Here is a 20876-nt window from a genome sequence, read left to right as displayed (position 1 = left end):
GATGAACCGCAGGCCGTCCGTCCGGGCACCAGGCTGCCAGAAGAAGGAGACCGGACGCCCAATCGCGGGGACATCGGGTAGGCTGCCGAGGACCTGATGAGCTTCCGCGGACGCTTCGCGCCCAGTCCCACCGGCCGCATCCACCTTGGTAATGCCCGCAGCGCGCTGCTTGGCTGGCTCCAGGCCCGCGCGGCCGGCGGCCAGTTCCTGCTGCGCATCGAGGACCTTGACCGAGCGCGCTGCAAGCCCCAGTTCCTCGAGGACCTGTACCGGGACCTGCGCTGGCTGGGCCTGGACTGGGACGAGACGCCCCTGGTGCAGAGCCAGCGCGACGACATCTACCGGGAGGCGCTGGAGAAGCTGGAGCGCACGGGCCGCGTCTACCCGTGCTTCTGCACACGCGCGGAGATTGCCCGGGCGGCGAGCGCCCCGCATGGCCTGAGCGAAGAAGGCCCGCGCTACCCGGGAACGTGCGCCACCCTGTCGCCCGAAGCCGTCGCCGAGCGTGCTCGGACGAGAGTGCCAGCCCTGCGCTTCCGGGCGGCCCCCGGCGAGTGGTGCTTCGAGGACGGGCTGCATGGCCGCACCTGCCAAGACGTGGCCGCGCTGGTGGGCGACTTCGTGGTGCGCCGCAACGACGGGGTGGCCAGCTACCAGCTCGCCGTGGTGGTGGACGACGCGGCCAGCCACATCACCGACGTGCTCCGGGGAGATGACCTCCTGACCTCCACCCCGAGGCAGCTTCAAATCTACGAGGCGCTCGGCCTCACGCCCCCGCGCTTCTGGCACGTGCCCCTGGTCCTCGGAGAGGACGGCAAGCGGCTGGCCAAGCGAGAGGGCGCCTTCGCGGTGGCCGAGCTGCGCGAGCGGGGCATCGCCGTGGAGCGGGTGCTCGGGCTGCTGGCGGCGTGGAGCGGGCTGGGGGATGGCGCTCCGGTGGCACTCCAGGAGCTGGTGCGACGCTTCCGGCCCGAGCTGCTCCCCCGCTCGCCCGTCGTGGCCCGGGAAGCGATGTTGAACGAGGCCCTGGGGCTCGGGGGTTGAAGGAGCACATGCGGGGCAGAGCCGTCTTCCTCTGGGTAGTCATCCCCTTCGTAGCCCTGAGCGCGCTGGCGCTCTGGCTCACGCGGGACACGCCGGCACCCGCCGTGGCCGTGGACGTCCCAGCCTCGCCCGCGCCCGAGCCGCCCTCCCCCACCCCCTCACCCGAGGTACCCGCGGAGAGAACGCCCCCCTCTACCCCACCCCCCCCAGCGCTCCCGGCACCGCCGGAGGACGAGCCCAGGCTCGAGCTGCCTCCGGGCACCTGGACCGAGGAGGAGGTCCGGGTCGCCCTCCAGTCCGTCCAGCCGCTGGTGCGCTCGTGCCTGGCCGATGCCTCGGTGCGTCATCCGGGTCCACAGACAGTGAAGCTGCGCTTCACACTCGAAGCGCGGGGGGAGCACGGCCGTTTCCAGGGCAGCGAGGTGGTGGAGAACGCCCTCCAGGATCCCTTCGTGGACGCCTGCCTGCTCGATGCTTTCGCCGACGCGCAATTTTCCGCCCCACCTGGGAAGGCCCCGGTGACCCTGACGCATCCGTTCCACTTCCGGCCAGGTAAGCGCGGAGACCCTTGAAATCCCTAGCGGGACGTATGGTGTACTCCGACCCGTATTCAATGCCCGTCACCGTCCAACAACTCGCCCCCGCGGACAGCGATGCGCTGCGGGCGCTGCTCGCGAAGGATCCGGCGCACAACCTCTACCTGCTGGGGTTGCTGCAGGAGTTCGGCATCGCGCCGACGGACCACCGCAGCAGCTTCGCCTATTGGGGACGCTTCGATGGGAAGACGCTCACCGCAGCGGTCTTCGTGGGAGGCGGGGGCGGACTGATGGTGCCCTCGGCGGGCGACGGCTCGGCAACGGGCGTCATCGCGGACGCGCTGGCGGAGCGCGTGAGGCTCAAGGCGTCGGTGGGCGAGAAACCAGCGGTGGACGCGCTGGTGCGCAGCCTGTGCCCGGGCAAACCCCGGCTGTCGAAGAACTACCGGCTCTTCTCCGTGTCGGCCGATGACCTGGGGCCCTTCACCAACCCGCTGCTGCGGCTGGCGCGCGATGAGGATGTGCCGCGGCTGCTGCCGCTGGCGGTCGGAGCGGTGAAGGAGATCCACGACCGGGACGCCCTGGCGGAGGATCCGCACTTCGAGGCGCGGGTGGCGCAGCGCGTGAGGGCGAAGCGCACCTACGTGCTGGAAGAGAACGGCGAGCTGGTCTTCAAGGTGGACATCGGCAGCCGCTCGCAGTTCGGGGCGGAGCTGGAGAACCTGTACACAGTGCCCTCGCAGCGGAAGAAGGGCCACGCCCTGCTGTGCCTGGGGCAGATCTCCCGCTTCCTGTTGTCCTCGCTGCCGAGACTCACCCTCCGGGTGGAGGAGAAGGACGAGTCGCTGGCGCGGATCGCTCGCAAGGTGGGCTACCTGGCCGGCCGCACCCAGCGCCTGGTACTGGCGGAGTAGCATCCGCGAGCGGGGCGGTTACACTCCGCGCCCCCCGGAGTGCACCATGTCCCGTCCCACCCCTGAACGCCGTCCTCTCTCTGGAGAGGGCCCCGTCATCCTCAGAGTCCCCTCGGATCCACGCTGGCTGCCCCTGGCGCTCGAGCGCTTCGATGAAGTGCTCGTGGACCATGCCCACTGCGAGAAGAAGGCGGCAGCCAATGCCCTCTCGCTGCTGCAGGTGTACCCGGACCTGCCCGGCCTGCCTGCGCAGATGGCGCGGCTGGCTCGCGAGGAGAGCGCGCACCTGGCGCGGGTGCTGGACCTGATGGCGGCCCGGGGCCTGACGCTGGGGCGCGACGCGGGCGACCCGTACGCCCAGGGGCTGCAGAAGTTCGTCCGAACCTCCGCGGACGGGCGCCGGATAGACCGATTGCTGGTCGCCGCGGTCATCGAGGCGCGCTCGTGTGAGCGCCTCTCACTGCTGGCCGAGGGACTGGAGGACCCCATGCTGCGCCGCTTCTACGGAGAGCTGGCGCAGTCAGAGGACGGACACCAGTCGCTCTTCTACCGACTGGCCGTCACCGCAGCGGGTGGGGACGAGAGCACGGTGCGCACGCGGCTGGATGAGCTGCTCGTGCTCGAGGCCGAGGTGCTCGAGCGCATCGGTCTGCGCGCCGCCATTCACTGAGCCTGTTCTCACGACGTTCGGAAGGTCGGGTCTCGTCTCATGCAAGGCCGTCGCGTCCTCTCACCAGTCCTCCTTATCGGCGCCGGCACCGGCGAGGCCACCTGCGGAATCCTCTACCTCGCGGGCTACCTGCGACGCAGCGGGATCGAGGCCTTCGTCCGGCTCTACGACGGGGACGAATCCGAGGACGAGGTGACCCGCTCGCTCGAAGCCCTGGTGGCCCGCGTGCGCCCCCGGCTCGTCGGGATCAGCCTCAAGTGGTTCCACCACATCCACCGCGCGCTGCTCCTGGCTCGGACGCTGCGAAAGATCGACCCCGAAATCCGAATCGCCGTCGGCGGCAACACCGCGTCGTTCTGGTGGCGGGAGCTGCATTCGTATGACTGCTTCGATCACATCGTCCTGGGCGACGGCGAGCTGCCGCTGCTGGCGCTCTGCCAGGGCGATCCCTCCCCACCCAACTGCGTCACCCAGACTCAGGACGGCACCCCGCGGCGGTTGCCACTGGAGTACGTGCAAGGCACCGCGAACAGCGAAGACGTCTACTACTCAAACTTCAACGACATCTTCCTGAGCCACCAGGATCGCCACGCCTTCTCGGGGTGGGTCGCGCCCGGCAAGGGGTGCGGCGAGAACTGCCTCTATTGCGGTGGGGCCCGCGGCAACCAGAAGGCGGCCTTCGGACGCGCGAAGCCGTTCCTGCGCTCCGAGGAGAGTGTGCGCCGCGACCATCAGGAGCTCGCCCACCGGACATGGCAGTTCCGCTATGACTTCTCGGGAAGCTCGGCGGGGTTTCTGCAAAGCACCTGGGCGGGAGTCGATCTCTCGCGCCACTCCTGCATGTATTTCCTATGGGGGGTGGCCCGGATGGAGCTCATCGACGCCCTGGCCCAGACCTTCGAGCACGTCCACATGGTGCTCGACATCGGCTGCTTCTCGGAACAGCAGCGGCACGAGCAGATGCGTCGCGGCCTGCTCAAGCCCTGTGCCTCGGACCAGCAGCTCCTCGAGCTCATCGACGGCTGCCGCCGCCATAAGAACCTGGACGTCGAGGTCTCCGGAATCGCGGGCCTCCCCTTCGCCAGCACCGCCACGCTCAAAGAGGAGGTCCGCCTGGTGGAGCGAGTGATCAGCCTCGATTGCCTGGTGGGCTACCAGCGGCTCGAAGCGCAGCCCGGGGCGCTCGCCACCGAGCACCCCGCGCGGTTCGACATGGTGACCGAAGCACGAACCTTCTCGGAGTTCCTCGAGTACTTCGAGCAACGCGAGCCGGGCGACGTGTCGGTGCCGATGCTGCGCTTCCGCGACGCGGCGCTCGAGAAGGCGGTGCAGCGCACGTCGGAGCACGTGGATGCCCTCGCGAGGAAGCACGAGGAGAAGAAGCAAAGGGTCTTGATCAACGGGCGCACGCGCCTGAAGAACACCGCCCCCTCGACGCTCCGGTTCAAGCTCGGCGATTGGTTGGGAGAGCACCGAGTCCCTGCGAAGGTAGCGCAGGAACAGGTGACCGTCGTCCGGTCAGTGAACGGAACGGCCCTGGCCTGTGCACCCTCGGTCAGCCCGCGAAGGTTCATGGATCCAACGCTGGACCTGGGCGATGACGGGAGGGTCCTCCTGAGCACCCTGGCAGCCTTCGAGCACCCGACGACGGTCGCCAACGCGGTGACGCAGTTGAGTGCGAAGGTGAAGATCGACCCCCACTCGGCGCACGAGGTCATCGAGCATCTCGTGAACGGACGCTTCCTGCAGCCGGCGTGAGGTGCAGGGTGCCGTAGGGCTGAGCACCAGACTGCTGGCTCGAGGGAACTCAGACGCGGCGGTCGTGCACCTCGGCCTGGGTCGCGGCATGCAGCAGCTGGACTCCGGGAGACATGCTCTCGAGGGCCCGTGCATCGGGACGAGTGCGCCCTCCCCTGTGGACCTCGGTCGTGCTCACGCGGAAGAAGCTCACCAACTGGAGCAGGCTCTCCGCTTGCGCCGCCATCTCTTCCGCGGTGCTCGACAGCTCCTCGGCCGCCGCCGCGTTCTGCTGCGTCACATCGTTCAGGCCGAGCATCGCCTTGTTGATCTCCCCGACGCTCGACGACTGCTCGCTCGACGTGGCGGCGACGTCCTTCACCAGGTGCGACGTCGTGTCGATCGATGGAACGAGCGCGTGGAGCAACTGGCCGGACTGCTCGGCGATCTTCACGCTGCTGGACGCAACCGAGCTGATCTCCTTCGCGGCGGTCTGGCTTCCCTCCGCGAGCTTGCGGACCTGGGACGCAACGACCGCGAACCCCTTTCCGTGGTCGCCTGCACGCGCGGCCTCGATGGCGGCGTTCAGGGCCAGGAGGTTCGTCTGATAGGCGATCTCCTGGACGACGGAGATGTGCGAGGCGATCTGCTTCATCGCCTCCACTGTCTCGATGACCGCCCGGCTGCTCTTCTCAGCGTCGGCCGCGCCCTGGGACGCGATCGTCTCCACCCGGCGGCTGCTGTCGGCGTTCTTGATGATGGACGCGCTCATGTTGTCGAGGCTGCTGGTCACCTCCTCGAAGGTGGCAGCCTGCTCGCTCGCGCGGCTCGAGAGCGACTGAGACGTCGCCGAGAGCTGTGACGCGACCGACGAGAGCGCCGTGGCGCCTTCACGGACCTGTCCGATCACCTGCGCCAACCGGTTGCGCATCGAGCGGAACGCGTCGGCGAGAACACCGATCTCATCCTCCGAGCGGTGGTCGAGCGCGCCGGAGAGATCGCCGTTCGCGATGCGGGTGGCGACGCTGGAGATCGTCTCGATCGGCTTCGTGATGCGGCGGATGACGATGAGGACGGCACCACCGAGCGCGAGCAGAGCAAGTGCCCCGAACAGGAGCGTGAACTCGCGCAGCTCATGAGCCGGCGCCAGCACCTTGTCGAGGGGAGCGAAGACGGCGAGCGCCCACGGCGTCACGGTCTCGCCGATGTGGATGGGGACCACCACCTCGATGGCACGGGCCCCGAGCACGTCCGAGTGGACCTGCCCTGAGCGCGCGCTGTCGCTCGCGAGAGCGGTCTTCATCAGAGCCTCCGCGGGCGAGGCGCCGAGCTGCTGCGCGCGACGCTCCTCCGAGGGGTGCGCGACGAACGTGCCATTGTTCGAGACGAGCAGCGCGAACCCCGTCCCCAGAGGGGTGATCTCCGAGACCTGCTCCTGGATCTGCTCGAGCGAGAGGTCCGCGCCGACAGCCCCGACGAACCTGCCGTCGAGCAGGATGGGCACGGTGACGCTCGTGATCAGGGTGGGCTTCCCAGCGACGGGGTAGACGTAGGGGTTGACGATCGTCTCCCTCTGGGTCTTGCGCGCGAGGAGGTAGTAGTCACCCACGCCCTCCTTCTCGTAATCGACGTTGGCCTCCAGCTTGATGTGCCCGGTACCGCGGTTCCAATACGAGATGAAGCGCCCGGTGGCGTCCGAGGCGGGCGTGTTCACGTATTTCGCATCGAGCCCATCGAACGCATTCGGCTCCCACGTGGTCCAGATGCCAAGGATCTTCGGGTTGCCCTCGAGAACCTTCTTGAGCGCCGCCTCCACCAGCAGGCGGTCGGTCGATCCGGCGACCTTCTGGGCCTCCAAGGTCTGCGCGAGCGTCCGGACGGGGATGAACGCATCGTCGAGCTCCGAGTTGACCATCAGCGCATAGCGCTCGGCCATCTGCATGACCATCTGGTTCGCCTGCTCTTCAGCGACTCGCGATGACTGTCGGCTGACGACGAAAACGAGGATGGCGAGGGCGATGCTGATGACGCTGCACAGGGAGAGGAGGAGCTTCGTCGCAAGGCTCTTGCTGAATGACATGGGGTTGATGGGGAGTAGCATGAGGCGCGGTGTTGGTTTGAGCGCCTCATGGGCCAGCGCTCGGCCGTCATCTCGCTCCTTGGATAGAGCTGCTTGGAGCAAGCGACCGAGCGGCCCCTTCGGTAGGCTCGAGCGATGGTCATGGAAGCTGCCCGGCTCGAAGGTGGTGGCGCTGGAGGGCGCAGAGCACGACGTGTGGTTGAGCCACCCTGAGCGGGTGGTGCGCGAGATGAAGGACTTCCTCGGGCCGTAGTCTCGTCGCTCGTGCCTCGGACACCATCGACGGACACCCTCGACGCTGCCCTCTTGGGTACATTGAGAGGGGGGGTCTGACGTCCAACACCTGAAGCGAGGCCAGCTGCGCCAGGTGCGAACCATTGGCCGGCGCACCTTCGCCGTCGGCATGGGCCGTCAGGTCTACCGTCGGGATGGCGAGAACCAATGGACCCGTCTGGACCAGCAGCTCCAACCGCTGATGGGCGAAGTGAAGGGATTCGAATCAATCGATGGCTTCTCCGAAACCAACCTCTACGCGGTCGGTTGGGACGGCGAAATCTGGCATTTCGACGGCAACGCCTGGACGCAGCAGCAATGCCCGGTCGATGTCGTCCTGACCCGTGTGCTGTGTGCCGGTGATGGCAATGTCTACGCCACGGGCCGCCAAGGACTCTTGCTCAGGAGCGGAGGCGCTCGTTGGGAGGTCGTCGAACATGACAGCCTGCGCGAGGACATCCAAGACATGGCCTGGTACGAAGGCCGTCTCTACCTGTCAACGCGCCGCCAACTCTTGACGTTGTCAGGAGACCGCCTGGTGCCGATCCATTTCGGAGATGACGCCCCGGCGACTTGCTACCACCTGAGCGCGGCGAACGGCGTACTGTGGTCGCTCGGCGCCAAGGACATCCTGGCCTTCGATGGGAAGAAGTGGACTCGCGTCGATTGATGATGCCGGGGGGAGGTGCCGAAGGATTCGTCCCCCGGCACCGCCCTGGTGCAGAGAGCGTGAGCCCTGACGTAGTCTTGATTCGACGGTGAAAGGTATGACCCAGCTGACGAGCGCAAAGAAGCTGTGGATAGAAGCCAGTTTGGAGTGGCCCAAGCATGGGAGCTGCACCGGCCTGGACTCTGGCACCTGGCCAGGGTCCCTCCTGCACCGACGACTCCGCATGCGTTGCTCAGGGCTACGTGCGCTGCGCGAAGTCGGGCTGCTGCACCACCGTGCCACGCCAGGGAAGAATCTCGAGACCGCTGTCTACAAGGGAGTGCGTACAATGCGCTTGTCACTTCAACGGAATGCATTTGTCACAGGGTTGTGTGTCGGAAGCCTGCTGTTGCAATTGCTTGCGAGCACGGAAGCGGGCGCGGCCTACGTTCCGCCAGCCGATCAGGGCGCGAACGTTCCACCGCCCACCCTGGCCAGCAAGGCCAAGGGCCTGACGGCCGATGGAAGCAACAACGACATCGGCTACTGCCATTCGGGCTACTGCATCTCCTCCGTTTCGGGCACCTACCACAACGCCCTGCGGATCAAGTTCAACGTGGACCTGATCGCCAACCGCAATGACCCCAACCTGCATCAGGTGCTGGCTCGGGCGTTCCATCCCTACTACGTCACCAAGGACGAGAACTTCAGCGCGAATGACTGCATGGGCGGCTGGAGGTTGTGCGACCCCAAGGCGGTCTACGACATGGCCGTGAGGAAGATCACTTCCTGCTCCGGAATGCCCACCGACTGCATCCTCAACGCCTGGACCTTCCAGATGCTGCACTCGTACCTGTGGGGCAACCAGGTCGCCGGCTCATCCGATCACTGCGGGGACGCGGAGGGAAACATCGTCGTGATTCGGGTAGACCCGGCCGATTCGACCGTGGCCTACGTCTGGTACGTGAAGGCCAGGGACGACGGCTACACCGTGCACCCCAGCAACCTGGACTTCACCGGCGCCCATCCGCAGTTCGCGAACGGCCGGGACGGTTGCGGCATCAGCGGCTGCATGGGCTCGCACCACAAGCAGTACGCCCGCCGGACCAACGATGGCGACGCGCATGGCTGGACCGTGGACAACACCGTCGTCTTCTTCCATCCGGGGCTCGAGTACGACTACAAGCGCGACGTGAACCCGTCGCTCACCTGCGTGATGCCGTACCACGGCTATCGCTGTGCCGGTGGGACCGTGAGCGAAGGCCACGACAAGGACGACGCGCGCTGTAACCGGACCGGCTATACCCAGGCACTCATCAAGAGCACCAACACGGCGGGCAGCGGCGGCCCGTGGGGCGCGGCCAGGTCGGGGGCGGGGGCGTTCTACGGTGGCTACCTGAACAGTTGCCCGCTCACCAGCGACAGCGCCTCCGGATGGGGAATCGGGCTGAATGCGAGCTGGACCTACGGGGACTCGGACGTCAAGGCCGGACACCCCAAGGGCGCGCTTCAGTAACGCGGCGCCGTGGGCTTGAACGGCGTGCATCCTGAGCATCCGCTTCTATTGAAGCCCCTGCATGTCAGGCCCGCCACGGGGCAGGGCTCCTCACCCGGGCCCTCCCCTCCCGCCTGCGCTCCAGCGCCAAGCTCCGCGTTCTCTGTCGCGCCACAGTCACTCCAGACCCTGCCGCGCCTCGCGGGTTCGCGCTCGTGGGACCTCCAGCTCTGATTATGTGATATGGCCGCCCCCGCCTGGCCCATGTTCAGGCTCTGGTGTGAATCAAGGGGGGATTCATGGTGCTGCAAGCAAACGGGGTACGGCGTCTCGCGTTGTTGTGCATGGTGCTCGTCGTGGGCTGCACGGGGCAGAAGTCCGAGGCTCCCGCCCCGGAGGCACTGACCGCCCGGCCGCCGCGAGCCCCGGTCCTGGCCACTGAGGAAGCTTGTCAGTCCGAGCCAATCCCGCCCCGGGCCACCCAGCTCATCTACCAGGGCGCCACCGCAGTCGAATACGGCGATGCCGTGCCCCTGGTGGCGCGGCTAACGGACGATTCCGGACAGCCGCTGTCCGCGCGGCAGGTGCGCTTCCTCCTGGACACGGAGGAAGTCTCAGCCACCACGGATGAGCTCGGCATCGCGCGCGTCTCGGTGTTGCCCACCCAGGCGCCGGGCGAGCTGTCGCTCCAGGTGCACTACGCGGGCGACGCGACCACCCTCGCCACCAGCACCACCGCCACCATCACCCTGGTGAAGGCCGACACCGCGGTGCGCGTGCTGGGGCCCTCACTGCTGGCCACTGGCACGCCCCAGCCGGTACGGGCGTCGCTGGCGGACGCGGATGACCAGCGCCCCATCGTGGGCCGCACGCTCGTCTTCGAGGCGGGGGGGGCGCGCGCCACGGCCCTCACGGACAGCTCGGGCATCGCCACCGCGGTGCTCTCCTGGAGCACCAACGCCACGGGCCCCTCCGTCCTGAAGGTGTCCTTCGCTGGTGACGCGTACTACCTGCCCTCGGCGGACGAGCTCCCCATCACCCGCTACCTGCCCACCGCCTTCGCCATCTGGGGTGGCAACACGCCGGCCCCGCGGCTCGGCGAGCGCGTCAATTTCTGGGGCCACTCGTGGGCGAAGCAGGTGACGGGCGGCGCCTATGACGCGCAGGCGGACTTCAAGGGCTGGGCCCCGGGCCTCGCGGCCTTCGCCCTGTGCCAGCCCTCCGCGCGGCCTGGTGGCAACCCCGCCCTTACGCAGGAGTGCTGGAACAGCAAGACGGGCCAGAGCTTCCCGCCCGCTTCTCTGCCCGAGTACATCGGCGTCCTCGTCCCCGACGCCATCGCCAAGACCAAGGGCGTCGTCTTCGGCAACGTGGCCGCCCTGGCGGTGCTGAAGGTGGACCCGAATCCCCCGTACGGTCCGGTGCCGGGCAAGCCGGGCTGGGGCACCCTGGTGGCCATCGCCGACGGAGGCAACGTCTTCCCGCAGCCGGCGGTCCTGGTGGCCAGCCAGCGCCAGCCCCTCACGGTGGCGCCAGGGGAGACGTTCGAGGTGGCCATGGACATTGGCAACCCGACGCAAACCCCCGCCGAGTCCGTCGTCGTCACCGAGCAGTTCGAGGGCACGACGCCCGCGACGGGCGAGCAGGTGGTGGGTACCATCGCTCCCCTGGCACAGCGGACGGTGACCTTCTCGCAGAAGGTGGCCGGAGTGGAACCTCGCCGCGCCGGCGAGTCCGTGGCCGACTACCAGACGCGCCTGGCCGCGCTGGACAACCGCGTTCTGCACTCGCTGGGTCACGTGCGTTTCATGGACCCCGCGGGAACCACGCCGCCGGTCATCAACGTGGTCTCCTTCAGCCGGCTGACGCTGCCCCGCCTCACCGCGACGCTGGCGGCGCCCTCGTGCGCGGCTCCGTGCACGACGATTCCATACGTCGTGACGGTGGCCAACATCGGTGCGGGCAAGGCCGCGAGCGTCACTGCCACCCTCACTCTGCCGGACGGCACGCAGCAGGTGCTGGAGCTGGGCGGGCTCGGGTCCAATGCCCTCGCCACGCGCACGGTGGAATGGGCCGTGCCAGGCCTCAACCCCCGGGGTGAGCACGAAACCATCGACTCCTACCTCGCGCGCCTCCAGGAGGCGGCGCAGAAGGGATACGCGGCCTCCGTTCAGGTGGTGTGGAAGGACGGCAAGGGCAATGCCTACGGCTCCGTCGACCGGCAGGTGACGACGGGAGTGCGACTGCCCATCCTGGCCGTCTCGGCGGAGCATCCCACCTCGGTGCTGCCGAGCCAGACATTCCCCCTGCGGTTCACCGTCAGCAACCTGGGAAACGCGCGCGCGGAGGACGCGCGGCTGCAGATGGAGGGCGGCGCCTCCGTGCCAACCTTCTCGCTGGAGAGCGGCCAGTCCACCACCTTCACGGTGGACGTGGTGGCGCCAGCCGTGCCTCCCAAGGGCGCGGAGGAGCCGGATGCCGCGTACCAGGCACGCCTGGAGGCAGTGGACGGCAGCCTCGTCTCCTACGGCTATGGCCTGGACTGGGGCAGCGCCTGTGAGTCCCGTTTTGGCCCACTTCCCGGCACGGTCAAGACGTTCATGGTGCTGCCGGTGGTGACGGTGGGCCTGGAGGGCCCCACCTCGGCCGACGCAGGGGAGACGCTGCAGTACACCGTGACGCTGGCCAACGTGGGGCATGGGGACGCCTCCGGCCTCGTGCTGGAGGTGGTGCTGCCGGACGGCTCCACCCAGACGCTGGCGGTGCCAGGGGGCATGCTGGCCCGGAACACCAGCGTGCAGGTGCCCTTCACCTTCGACCTTCCAGCTCAGCGGCAACCGGGACCGGTGACGGCGCGCACCTCCATCCGTTGGATGGACGCGGTGGCGAACGCCTATGGCCCGCAGTCGGCGGCGGCCATCACCCAGGTACGCCGCAGCAACCAACCCCCCGTGGTGGACGCCGGGCCGAGCCTGATGGTGACGCACCCCTCGGGTACCACCCTGCTCGGCAGCATCACGGATGATGGGCTGCCCGCGGGCGCAGCGCTCACGTCCACCTGGGTGCAGGTGAGTGGCCCCGGCATGGCGGTGTTCGCGGACGCATCCCAGCAGACGACGGGCGTCACCTTCACGGAGCCCGGCACCTACGTGCTGCGGCTGATCGGCAGCGACGGCGAGTTCTCCGCCAGCGACGAGACGACTGTCACCGTGAAACCCCGCGAGGGCAGCGGCACCACCGTTCCCGGGGACTCCTCGGTGCCAGGCGAGGTGCTCATCAACGTGGTGCGGGACGGCAATCAGATCCGCCTGGACAACACCACTCGCGCCTTCAACTTCATCTGGGTGGCCGTGTCATCCAAGGGCACGGTGGTGAAGCTCGACACGGAGACGGGCAAGGTGCTGGGCGAGTATTGGACGTCACCCACTGGCCAGCCGAAGAACCCGTCGCGCACCACGGTGGACAAGAACGGCAACGTCTGGGCCACCAACCGTGATGGCAACAGCGTCGTCCACATCGGCCTGGCGGAGAACGGCCAGTGCGTGGACCGCAACGGCAACGGCGTCATCGACACGTCCAAGGGCTACGGGGACATCAAGGGCTGGGCGAACACGGGCGGCGCGGACACCAACGGGGGCGTCACCACCGCACAGGACGAGTGCCTCCTGCACTACGTCCGGGTGAAGGCGTACGGCACGCGCCACGTGTCCGTGGACGAGAACAACGACGTCTGGGTGAGTGGCTATGGCAGCTCCTACTCGGGCTTCTTCGATCTCATCGACGGGCGTACAGGCACCATCAAGCGCCGTGAGAATGCCGTAGGTTACGGCGGCTACGGCGGCCTCATCGACCACAACGGCGTCATCTGGTCCGCCGGAGTGATGCTGCGCTGGGACACGGCGCTGCCCCTCAATGGCGCCAACGGCATCAACTGGCGCGGATACAGCCACGCCAGCTACGGCCTGTGCCTGGCGCCCGATGGCAGCGTGTGGAACTCGGAATATGGCAGCTACATCCGCCGATTCTCGCCGACGGGTGAGTTGCTGGGCACCTACTACCATGGCTTCTCGGCGGCACAGGGCTGCGTGGTGGACGCCAAGGGCCACATCTGGGTGGCCCACTCGCTGAACGGCAGCTCGGTGGGCCATCTGCTGCCCAACGGCACGTGGTTGGGCAACATCGCCGTGGGCAGTGGCCCGACGGGCGTGGCGGTGGACGGCTCCGGCAAGGTGTGGGCCACCAACCACTACAGCCAGACCGTCATGCGCATCGACCCGGCGAAGGGGCCGGTGGGCTCGGACAAGGTGACGCCCGTGGGCGCGGTGGACCTCACCTCGGGCAACCTCGGAGGACTGCTCTACAACTACAGCGACATGACCGGCAGCACGCTGGCGGGCGCGCCGGACAACGGCACCTGGACGGTGGTGTACGACAGCAACACGGCGGGCAGCGAGTGGGGCAAGGTGGTGTGGACGGGCCAGGCCTGCGGAGATGGTTCGCTGACGGTGACGGCGGCCAGCAGCAACGACGGGGTGACCTACGGCGCTCCGGTGGTGGTGCGCAGCGGCGTGGACCTCGATGTCCCCAATGGCCGATACCTGAAGGTGAGCGTCGCCTTCAAGCGCAGCAGCAAGGGCGAGAGCCCCGTGCTGTACAACCTGAGCATTGGCACCGCCCAGTACGTGATGCCAGAGCAGGCCAACGACGCGCCCTCGGTGGACGCGGGCCGCGACCGCACGATGACGTCCCCCCACCCGCTGCGGCTGATGGGCTCGGCGTGTGATGATGGCCTGCCCATGGGCGGCACGCTGGGGCTGGCCTGGACGCGGGTGAGTGGCCCCGGCACGGTGACGTTCTCCGCGCCCGATGCCGAGGCCACGGACGTCTCCTTCAGCGTGCCCGGCATCTACGTGCTGCGCCTGACCGCGACGGATAGCGCGCTCGGGGGGCACGACGACGTCACCATCACGGTGCTGCCCAACAACGAGCAGCCCTCGGTGAGCGCCGTGGCGCCGGGCTCGGTGGACCTGCCCGAGCCGGCCAACCTGTCCGGCTCGGTGTCGGACGACGGCTTGCCCTCCGGCAGCGCGGTAACGGTGACGTGGAGCAAGGTGAGCGGCCCGGGGACCGTCACCTTCGTGGACCCGAACGCGCTGGCGACCTCCGCGAGCTTCAGTGCGGCCGGCACCTACGTGCTGCGTCTCACCGCGAGCGACTCGCACCTCACCACCAGCGCGGACGTGACGGTGGTGGCCAATCCGGAGCCGCCGGTGAACCAGGCGCCCATCGTGTCGGCGGGCGCCAACCAATCCGTGGCCCTGGGCGCGACGGTGACCTTGCGTGGCTCCGTGACGGATGACGGCCTGCCCGTGGGCAAGACGGTCTCCGTCACGTGGACCAAGGTGACCGGACCTGGCACGGTCGGCTTCGGCAACGCCAGCTCGGCCACGACGACGGCGAGCTTCAGTGCGGCCGGGGTGTACGTGCTGCGCCTCACCGCCACCGACTCGGCGCTCTCCAGCAGCTCGGACGTGAGCGTGGCGGTGGGACAGCCCGCGCCAGTGAACCAACCGCCGCAGGTGGTGGCAGGCGCCAACCAAGCCATTACCCTGCCCGGAACGGCAACGCTGGCGGGCAGCGTGCAGGACGACGGCCTGCCCGAGGGCGGTACGTTGGCGGCGCAGTGGACGAAGGTGAGTGGCCCGGGCACGGTGACGTTCAACCCTCCGGGGCAGCCGGCGACGGTGGCGAGCTTCAGCGCGGCGGGCACCTACGTGCTGCGCCTCACGGCGAGCGACGGCCAATTCGCCAGCACCTCGGACCTGTCGGTGACGGTGAGCGCGTCGGTGCCCTCCAACAAGGCGCCGGTGGTGAACGCCGGTCCGAGTTGGAACCTGCGGCTGCCCACGCGCACCGTGACGCTGACGGGCAGCGTGCAGGATGACGGGCTGCCCACGGGCGCGGCGGTGACGCAGCAGTGGAGCATGGTGGAGGGCCCGGCCAGCGTTGCGTTCGGCACGCCCACCCAGCCCACGACGACGGTGACGGTGAGCAAGGCCGGCATGTACCGGCTGCGGCTGACCGCCAGCGACACGAAGCTGACGGGCTCGTCGGACCTCACGTTGAACGTCGCCGAGGCGTCCCCGGACAACGCGCCGCCGGATGTGGACGTAGGTTTGAACCTGACGGTAAGCCTGCCGGCCCCGGCGGTGACCCTCCAGGGCAGCGTGACAGACGACGGGCGGCCCGTGGGCAACACCTTGGAGGTGCACTGGGAGCAGGTGAGCGGCCCCGCGCCGATGACGTTCGCCGACGCGACCAAGGCGGCCACCACGGCGGCCTTCACGGTGCCAGGCGACTACATGTTGCGTCTGGTGGCGAGCGATGGCGAGTGGGTGGCGAGCGCGGTGATGTCCGTGAAGGTGCAGCCCAACGTGGTGAACAAGCCTCCCACGGTGAGCGCCACGGGCCCCGCCACGGTGACGCTGCCGGGCGCGGCCCAGCTCTCCGGCGCGGTGCGCGACGACGGCCAGCCCGCCTCGGGTGCGCTGGTGGTTGCGTGGACGAAGCTGAGCGGCCCTGGCACGGTGTCCTTCACCCGGCCGGCCCAGGTGTCCACGGCGGCCAGCTTCAGCGCGCCCGGTGACTACGTGCTGCGCCTCACCGCCAATGACAGTGCGCTCACGGCGTCGGCGGACGTGGCGGTACGCGCCCTGGTGGTGAACGGCGCGCCGACGGTATTCGCGGGCGACAACCAGATGCTGGAGTTCCCCGCGCGCACGCTGACGCTGGCGGGAACGGTGACGGACGACGGCCTGCCTGCGGGTGGCACGCTGACGATGAGGTGGAGCCTGGTGGCGGGCGCGGGGACGGTGTCCTTCGGCAGCCCGGATCAGGCCGTCACCACGGCCACCTTCAGCTACCCCGGCAGCTACCTGCTGCGGCTGACGGCGAGCGACTCGGACAAGCTGTCCAGCTCGGAGATGGTGGTCAACGTGGGCTCTCCGCCCGGACCACTCCCCGTGGTGACACTCACCGGACCCGTGGACGGTACGACGGTGAGTCAGCCGGTGGCGGTGACGGGCACCGTCAGCGAGGGCGTGTGGAAGCTGGAGTACCAGCTCGGCAACGGGGAGGATCCGACGCAGCCGTGGACGGTGTTCGCCTCCGGTACCGCTCCGGCCAGCGGGACCCTGGCCACCTTCGATCCCACGGTGCTGCTCAACGGCACCTACACCGTGCGGCTGGTGGCCAGCACCTCCGCGGGCGACTCGGTGGCCACGCTGAGCGCGGTGTCCGACAAGAACCTGAAGCTCGGCGCCTTCAGCCTCTCCTTCGAGGACCTGATGGTGCCTATGTCGGGCGTGTCCATGGAGCTGACGCGCACCTACGACAGCCGCGACAAGCGGGTGGGCGACTTCGGCGTGGGTTGGAACCTGGGGCTGCGCAACGTCCGCGTGGAGAAGAGCGGCATCCTGGGCAAGGGCTGGCAGCAGACGAAGAGCGGTGGCCTCTTCCCGAACTACTGCCTGACGCCAGCACGCCCGGCCTTCGTCACCATCACCTTCCCCTCGGGCAAGGTGTACAAATTCCAGGCCTCCACCTCGCCCCGGTGCCAGCAGCTCTTCCCCATCCAGACGGGAGACATGTCCTTCGAGCCCGCGGAGGAGACGAAGGGCAGCCTCGTCCCGCTCGGCGGCGGGGACTTCTTCGTCAACCACTTGTCCGGCATTCCCGGCCCGGTCACCCTCAGTGACCTCGAGCTGCAGCCCATCAACCCCTCGAGCTTCCAGCTCACCACCGAGGACGGTACCCGCTACCAGCTCGACGAGAAGCGGGGCGTCCAGGCCATCACCGACCCCAACGGCAACACGCTGCACGTGACGCCTGCTGGCCTCATCCACTCCAGTGGCCGGAGCGTGCTCTTTGACCGGGACTCGCTGGGACGCATTACCCGCGTGACGGACCCCAACGGCAACACGATGACCTATACGTACGATGCCCGCGGGGACCTGCGAGAGTTCAAGGACCGCGAGGGCAACGTCGCGAAGTTCGCCTATGACGGCACGCACTACCTGACGGCCATCACCGATCCGCGCGGCATCCAGCCCGCTCGCAACGAGTACGACGAGCAGGGCCGCATCGTCCGCCATACGGACGCCTTCGGCCGCTCGGTGGAGTATGCGCGCACCGTGGGCACCCGCCAGGAGATCCTCACCGACCGGCTCGGCCGCGCCCGGGTGCTGGAGTACGACGGAAGCGGCAACGTGGTGCGGGAGACGGACCCGGAAGGCCGGGTGACCACCCGCACCTTCGACTCGCGCGGCAACAAGACGAGTGAGACGAACGCGCTCGGCGAGACCCGGCACTGGGAGTACGACGCGTACGACAACAAGCTGTCCGAGACGGACCCGAAGGGCCAGACCGAGCGGTGGACCTACAACACGCGCGGCCAGGTGCTCACGTACACGGACGCCACGGGCCGGGTGGCGCGCTCCGAGTATGATGCGAGCGGCAACCCCACCGCCGTCACGGACGCGCTGGGGAACGTCACCCGTGCCACCTACAACGCCAGTGGAGACACGCTCTCCGAGACGGACGCCCTCGGGAACGTGACGCGCTACGCGTACGATGCCTCGGGCCGCGTGCTGAAGGAGACGGATGCGCTCGGCCGCGAGTCTTCCTACACCTACGACGCCAACGGCAACCGTCTCACCGAGACGCGCACGCGTGTCACTGCGACGGGTGTCGAGACGCTCACCACCCATCACGAGTACGACAAGCAGGGACGCCGGACGAAGACGACGCATCCGGACGGCACCTCCACTCGCACCGAGTACAACTCCCTGGGGCTTCGCTCCGCCACGGTGGACGAGCTGGGCCGCACCACCCGCTACACGTACGACCTGGCCGGCAAGCTCCACCTCACCACCTTCCCAGATGGAACGACGGAGGAGGTCGGCCATGACGCCGAGGGGCGGCGCGATCGGGTGACGGACCGCGCCGGCCGCACCACGCGCTACGAGTACGACGCGGTGGGCCGGCTGGCCCGCACCGTGTTCCCGGACGGCACCGCGGTGGCCACCACCTACGATGCTTCCGGCCGCCCCATCACCCACACGGACGAGCTGGGCCACGTGACGCGCACCGGGTACGACGACGCGGGCCGGACGACGAGTGTCACGGATGCGGCGGGCCAGGTCACCCGCTACACCTACGACGCGAAGGGCAACCCGGCGACCATGACGGACCCGCTGGGCCGCACCACCACCTACGAGCACGATGCGATGAACCGGCGGGTCCGCACCGTCCATCCGGACGGCACGGACCACCGCGTGGCCTATGACTCCAGGGATAGGAAGGCCTCCGAGACGGATGCCGAGGGGAAGACGACCGCCTTCACCTACGACGCGGTCGGCCAGCTCATCACCGTGACGGACGCGACCGGCCAGGTGACCCGCTTCGGCTACGACGAGCTGGGCAGGCCCGTCTCCCAGACAGACGCCCTGGGCCGCATCACCCGCCTGGCGTACGACCGCCGAGGCCGGCTCATCCAGCGAACCCTGCCCACGGGCGAGCCCGAGTCGTGGGAGTACGACGCCGCGGGCAACGTCCTCCGCCACACGGACCTCGCGGGCCGCACGCGCACGAACACCTATGACATGTCCAACCGGCTCATCACGCGGGAGGACTCGGACGGCGCATCGGTGTCCTTCAGCTACACGGCCACGGGTCTGCGGCGAAGCTACACGGATGCGCGCGGCACCACGCAGTACAGCTATGACACCCGAAACCGGCTGACCGGGCTGGCCTACCCGGACGGCCGGCGCCTCACGTACAGCTACGACGCGCGCGGCCTGCGCACGGCCCTCACCGCGCATGTGGGCGGTAGTGAGCGCATCACGTCCTACGCCTACGACACGCGCGGCAGCATGGTGAAGGTGACGGACCCGCAGGGCCGCGAGTACTCGCAGACCTTCGACGCCGGTGGGCAGCGCACCCAGCGCGTGCTGGCCAATGGCATCGTCACCCGCTACGGCTACGACACGCTCGGCCGCCTGAAGTCACTGGTATCCGAGCGGGCAGCGGACGTGCTCCAGTCCTACGCGTACACGCTGGGCTCCACGGGGCACCGCGTCCGCATCGACGAGGCGGGCGGCACGGCCACCACCTACGACTACGATCTGCTGGACCGGCTGACACGGGAGTCCGTCACCGGCGCGCCACAGTCCACCTTCGAGGAGACCTTCACCTACGACGCAGTGGGCAACCGGCTGCAGCGAACTCGAGCGTCCGCCGCGGGCACCCAGGCCTGGAGCTACACGTATGACTCCCGTGACCGGCTGCTGACGGACGGTGCATCCACGTACACCTGGGGCGAGGACGGTCAGCTCGCCTCCACGGCGGGCGCCGACAACGTGGCGTACGTCTGGGACGTGGACGACCGGCTGCGCAAGGTCACGCTGCCCGACGGCACCGTCATCGAGCACGAGTACGACCCGGATGGAGTCCGCGTCCGCACCCGGTACGCGCCGCCCACCGGACCGCCCTCCGTCACCGACTACCTCGTCGACCCTTCGAGCAGACTGAGCCACGTCGTCGCGGAGACGGACGCGGCGGGGGCGCTGAAGGCGCACTACGTCCGCGCCGGGGATGAGCTGCTGTCCGTCATCCGGCCCGAGGGCTCGCGCTTCTACATCGCGGACGGCCTGGGCTCGGTCCGCCACCTGACGGACGAGTCGGGTGCCGTCACAGACAGCTACCGGTACGACGCCTTCGGCACGCTGCTGGGACACCAGGGGACGGACGCCAACCCGTACCTCTTCGCCGGCGAGCCGCTGGAGACGCTCTCGGGCCTCACGTACCTGCGGGCCCGCTGGCTCGACACGGGGACGGGCCGCTTCCTCAGCATCGACCCGGTGGCGGGCGTCAACGAGCTGCCGAGCACTCTCCACCGCTACAGCTACGCGCTGCAGGACCCGGTCAACAAGGTCGACCCGACGGGCGAGTTCTTCTCCTTCAGCTTCTCGGGCTTCAACTTCTCGTTCCTCATCCACGCCAATGCCTGGGCCATGCGCGGCGGCGCGGCGGCGGGAACGCTCAATACCGTCCGCCTCCAGCTCGCCCGCATCAACATCGCCCCCTACAGCACCCTGATGCGCCAGTGGGCAGGCAAGCTGAAGCCCCAGGACCTGCAGATCCACCACCTCATCGAGCAGCGGATCTGGCTCCGGAGCCCGGCGCTCCAGCGGCTCTGGCCGAACGTCAACGACATCCCCAGCGTCGTCCTCAAGCGGGCGGACCACCAGGTCTTCACCAATGCCTGGCGCACCTGGTTCCCGTACAGCAACCAAGCGAACTACAATGCCGCTCCCACCGTGGAACAGATCATGCGCGCCGCGCAGCAAATCTACAGAAACGACCCCCAGATGCTCAGAGCCATCTTCATTGAGTTGCTCTGAGCAGGCGCGCTAGAGC

General features: G+C 68.5%; 9 protein-coding genes. 8 read left to right on the top strand and 1 reads right to left on the bottom strand.

What is annotated here, in order from left to right; translation table 11 throughout:
• Positions 1-96: 96 nt before the first annotated feature.
• From gluQRS to OV287_RS10445, 5 genes are read left to right on the top strand one after another with little or no spacing between them, the layout of a single operon-like run.
• Positions 97-1044, top strand: a complete 948-nt coding sequence (gene gluQRS, locus OV287_RS10465; RefSeq protein WP_267533869.1) for a tRNA glutamyl-Q(34) synthetase GluQRS — start codon at positions 97-99, stop codon at positions 1042-1044.
• Positions 1045-1052: 8 nt separating this feature from the next.
• The gene (locus tag OV287_RS10460) at positions 1053-1616 is read left to right on the top strand and encodes an AgmX/PglI C-terminal domain-containing protein (RefSeq protein WP_267533868.1); all 564 of its coding nucleotides are present in this window, start codon (positions 1053-1055) and stop codon (positions 1614-1616) included.
• A gap of 41 nt (positions 1617-1657) precedes the next feature.
• On the top strand, positions 1658-2494 hold the full coding sequence (locus OV287_RS10455; protein ID WP_267533867.1) for a DUF4081 domain-containing protein: 837 nt from the start codon (positions 1658-1660) through the stop codon (positions 2492-2494).
• A 46-nt stretch (positions 2495-2540) separates the two neighbouring features.
• A complete protein-coding gene (locus tag OV287_RS10450) occupies positions 2541-3164 on the top strand; it encodes a MiaE family protein (protein ID WP_267533866.1) in 624 nt (207 codons plus the stop codon).
• A 39-nt stretch (positions 3165-3203) separates the two neighbouring features.
• The gene (locus OV287_RS10445; protein ID WP_267533865.1) at positions 3204-4922 is read left to right on the top strand and encodes a B12-binding domain-containing radical SAM protein; all 1719 of its coding nucleotides are present in this window, start codon (positions 3204-3206) and stop codon (positions 4920-4922) included.
• A 49-nt stretch (positions 4923-4971) separates the two neighbouring features.
• Here the strand turns inward: OV287_RS10445 and OV287_RS10440 are convergent, their stop codons facing one another.
• Positions 4972-7083 (bottom strand): methyl-accepting chemotaxis protein, encoded by a 2112-nt coding sequence (locus tag OV287_RS10440; RefSeq protein ID WP_267533864.1) that lies wholly within the window; start codon positions 7081-7083, stop codon positions 4972-4974.
• A 265-nt stretch (positions 7084-7348) separates the two neighbouring features.
• Here OV287_RS10440 and OV287_RS10435 point away from each other — a divergent pair, with 265 nt between their 5' ends.
• From OV287_RS10435 to OV287_RS10425, 3 genes are all read left to right on the top strand, one after another.
• Complete coding sequence (locus tag OV287_RS10435) at positions 7349-7924, top strand: beta propeller repeat protein (RefSeq protein ID WP_267533863.1); 576 nt, start codon at positions 7349-7351, stop codon at positions 7922-7924.
• Between the two features lie 388 nt (positions 7925-8312).
• The gene (locus OV287_RS10430) at positions 8313-9419 is read left to right on the top strand and encodes a hypothetical protein (protein ID WP_267533862.1); all 1107 of its coding nucleotides are present in this window, start codon (positions 8313-8315) and stop codon (positions 9417-9419) included.
• A gap of 278 nt (positions 9420-9697) precedes the next feature.
• Complete coding sequence (locus OV287_RS10425; protein WP_267533861.1) at positions 9698-20860, top strand: PKD domain-containing protein; 11163 nt, start codon at positions 9698-9700, stop codon at positions 20858-20860.
• Positions 20861-20876 lie beyond the last annotated feature (16 nt).

The sequence above is a fragment of the Archangium lansingense genome (genome assembly GCF_026626635.1).
Classification (GTDB): domain Bacteria; phylum Myxococcota; class Myxococcia; order Myxococcales; family Myxococcaceae; genus Archangium; species Archangium lansingense.
Note: the sequence above shows the minus strand (reverse complement) of the source record. Positions and strands in the feature narration are given on the sequence as shown.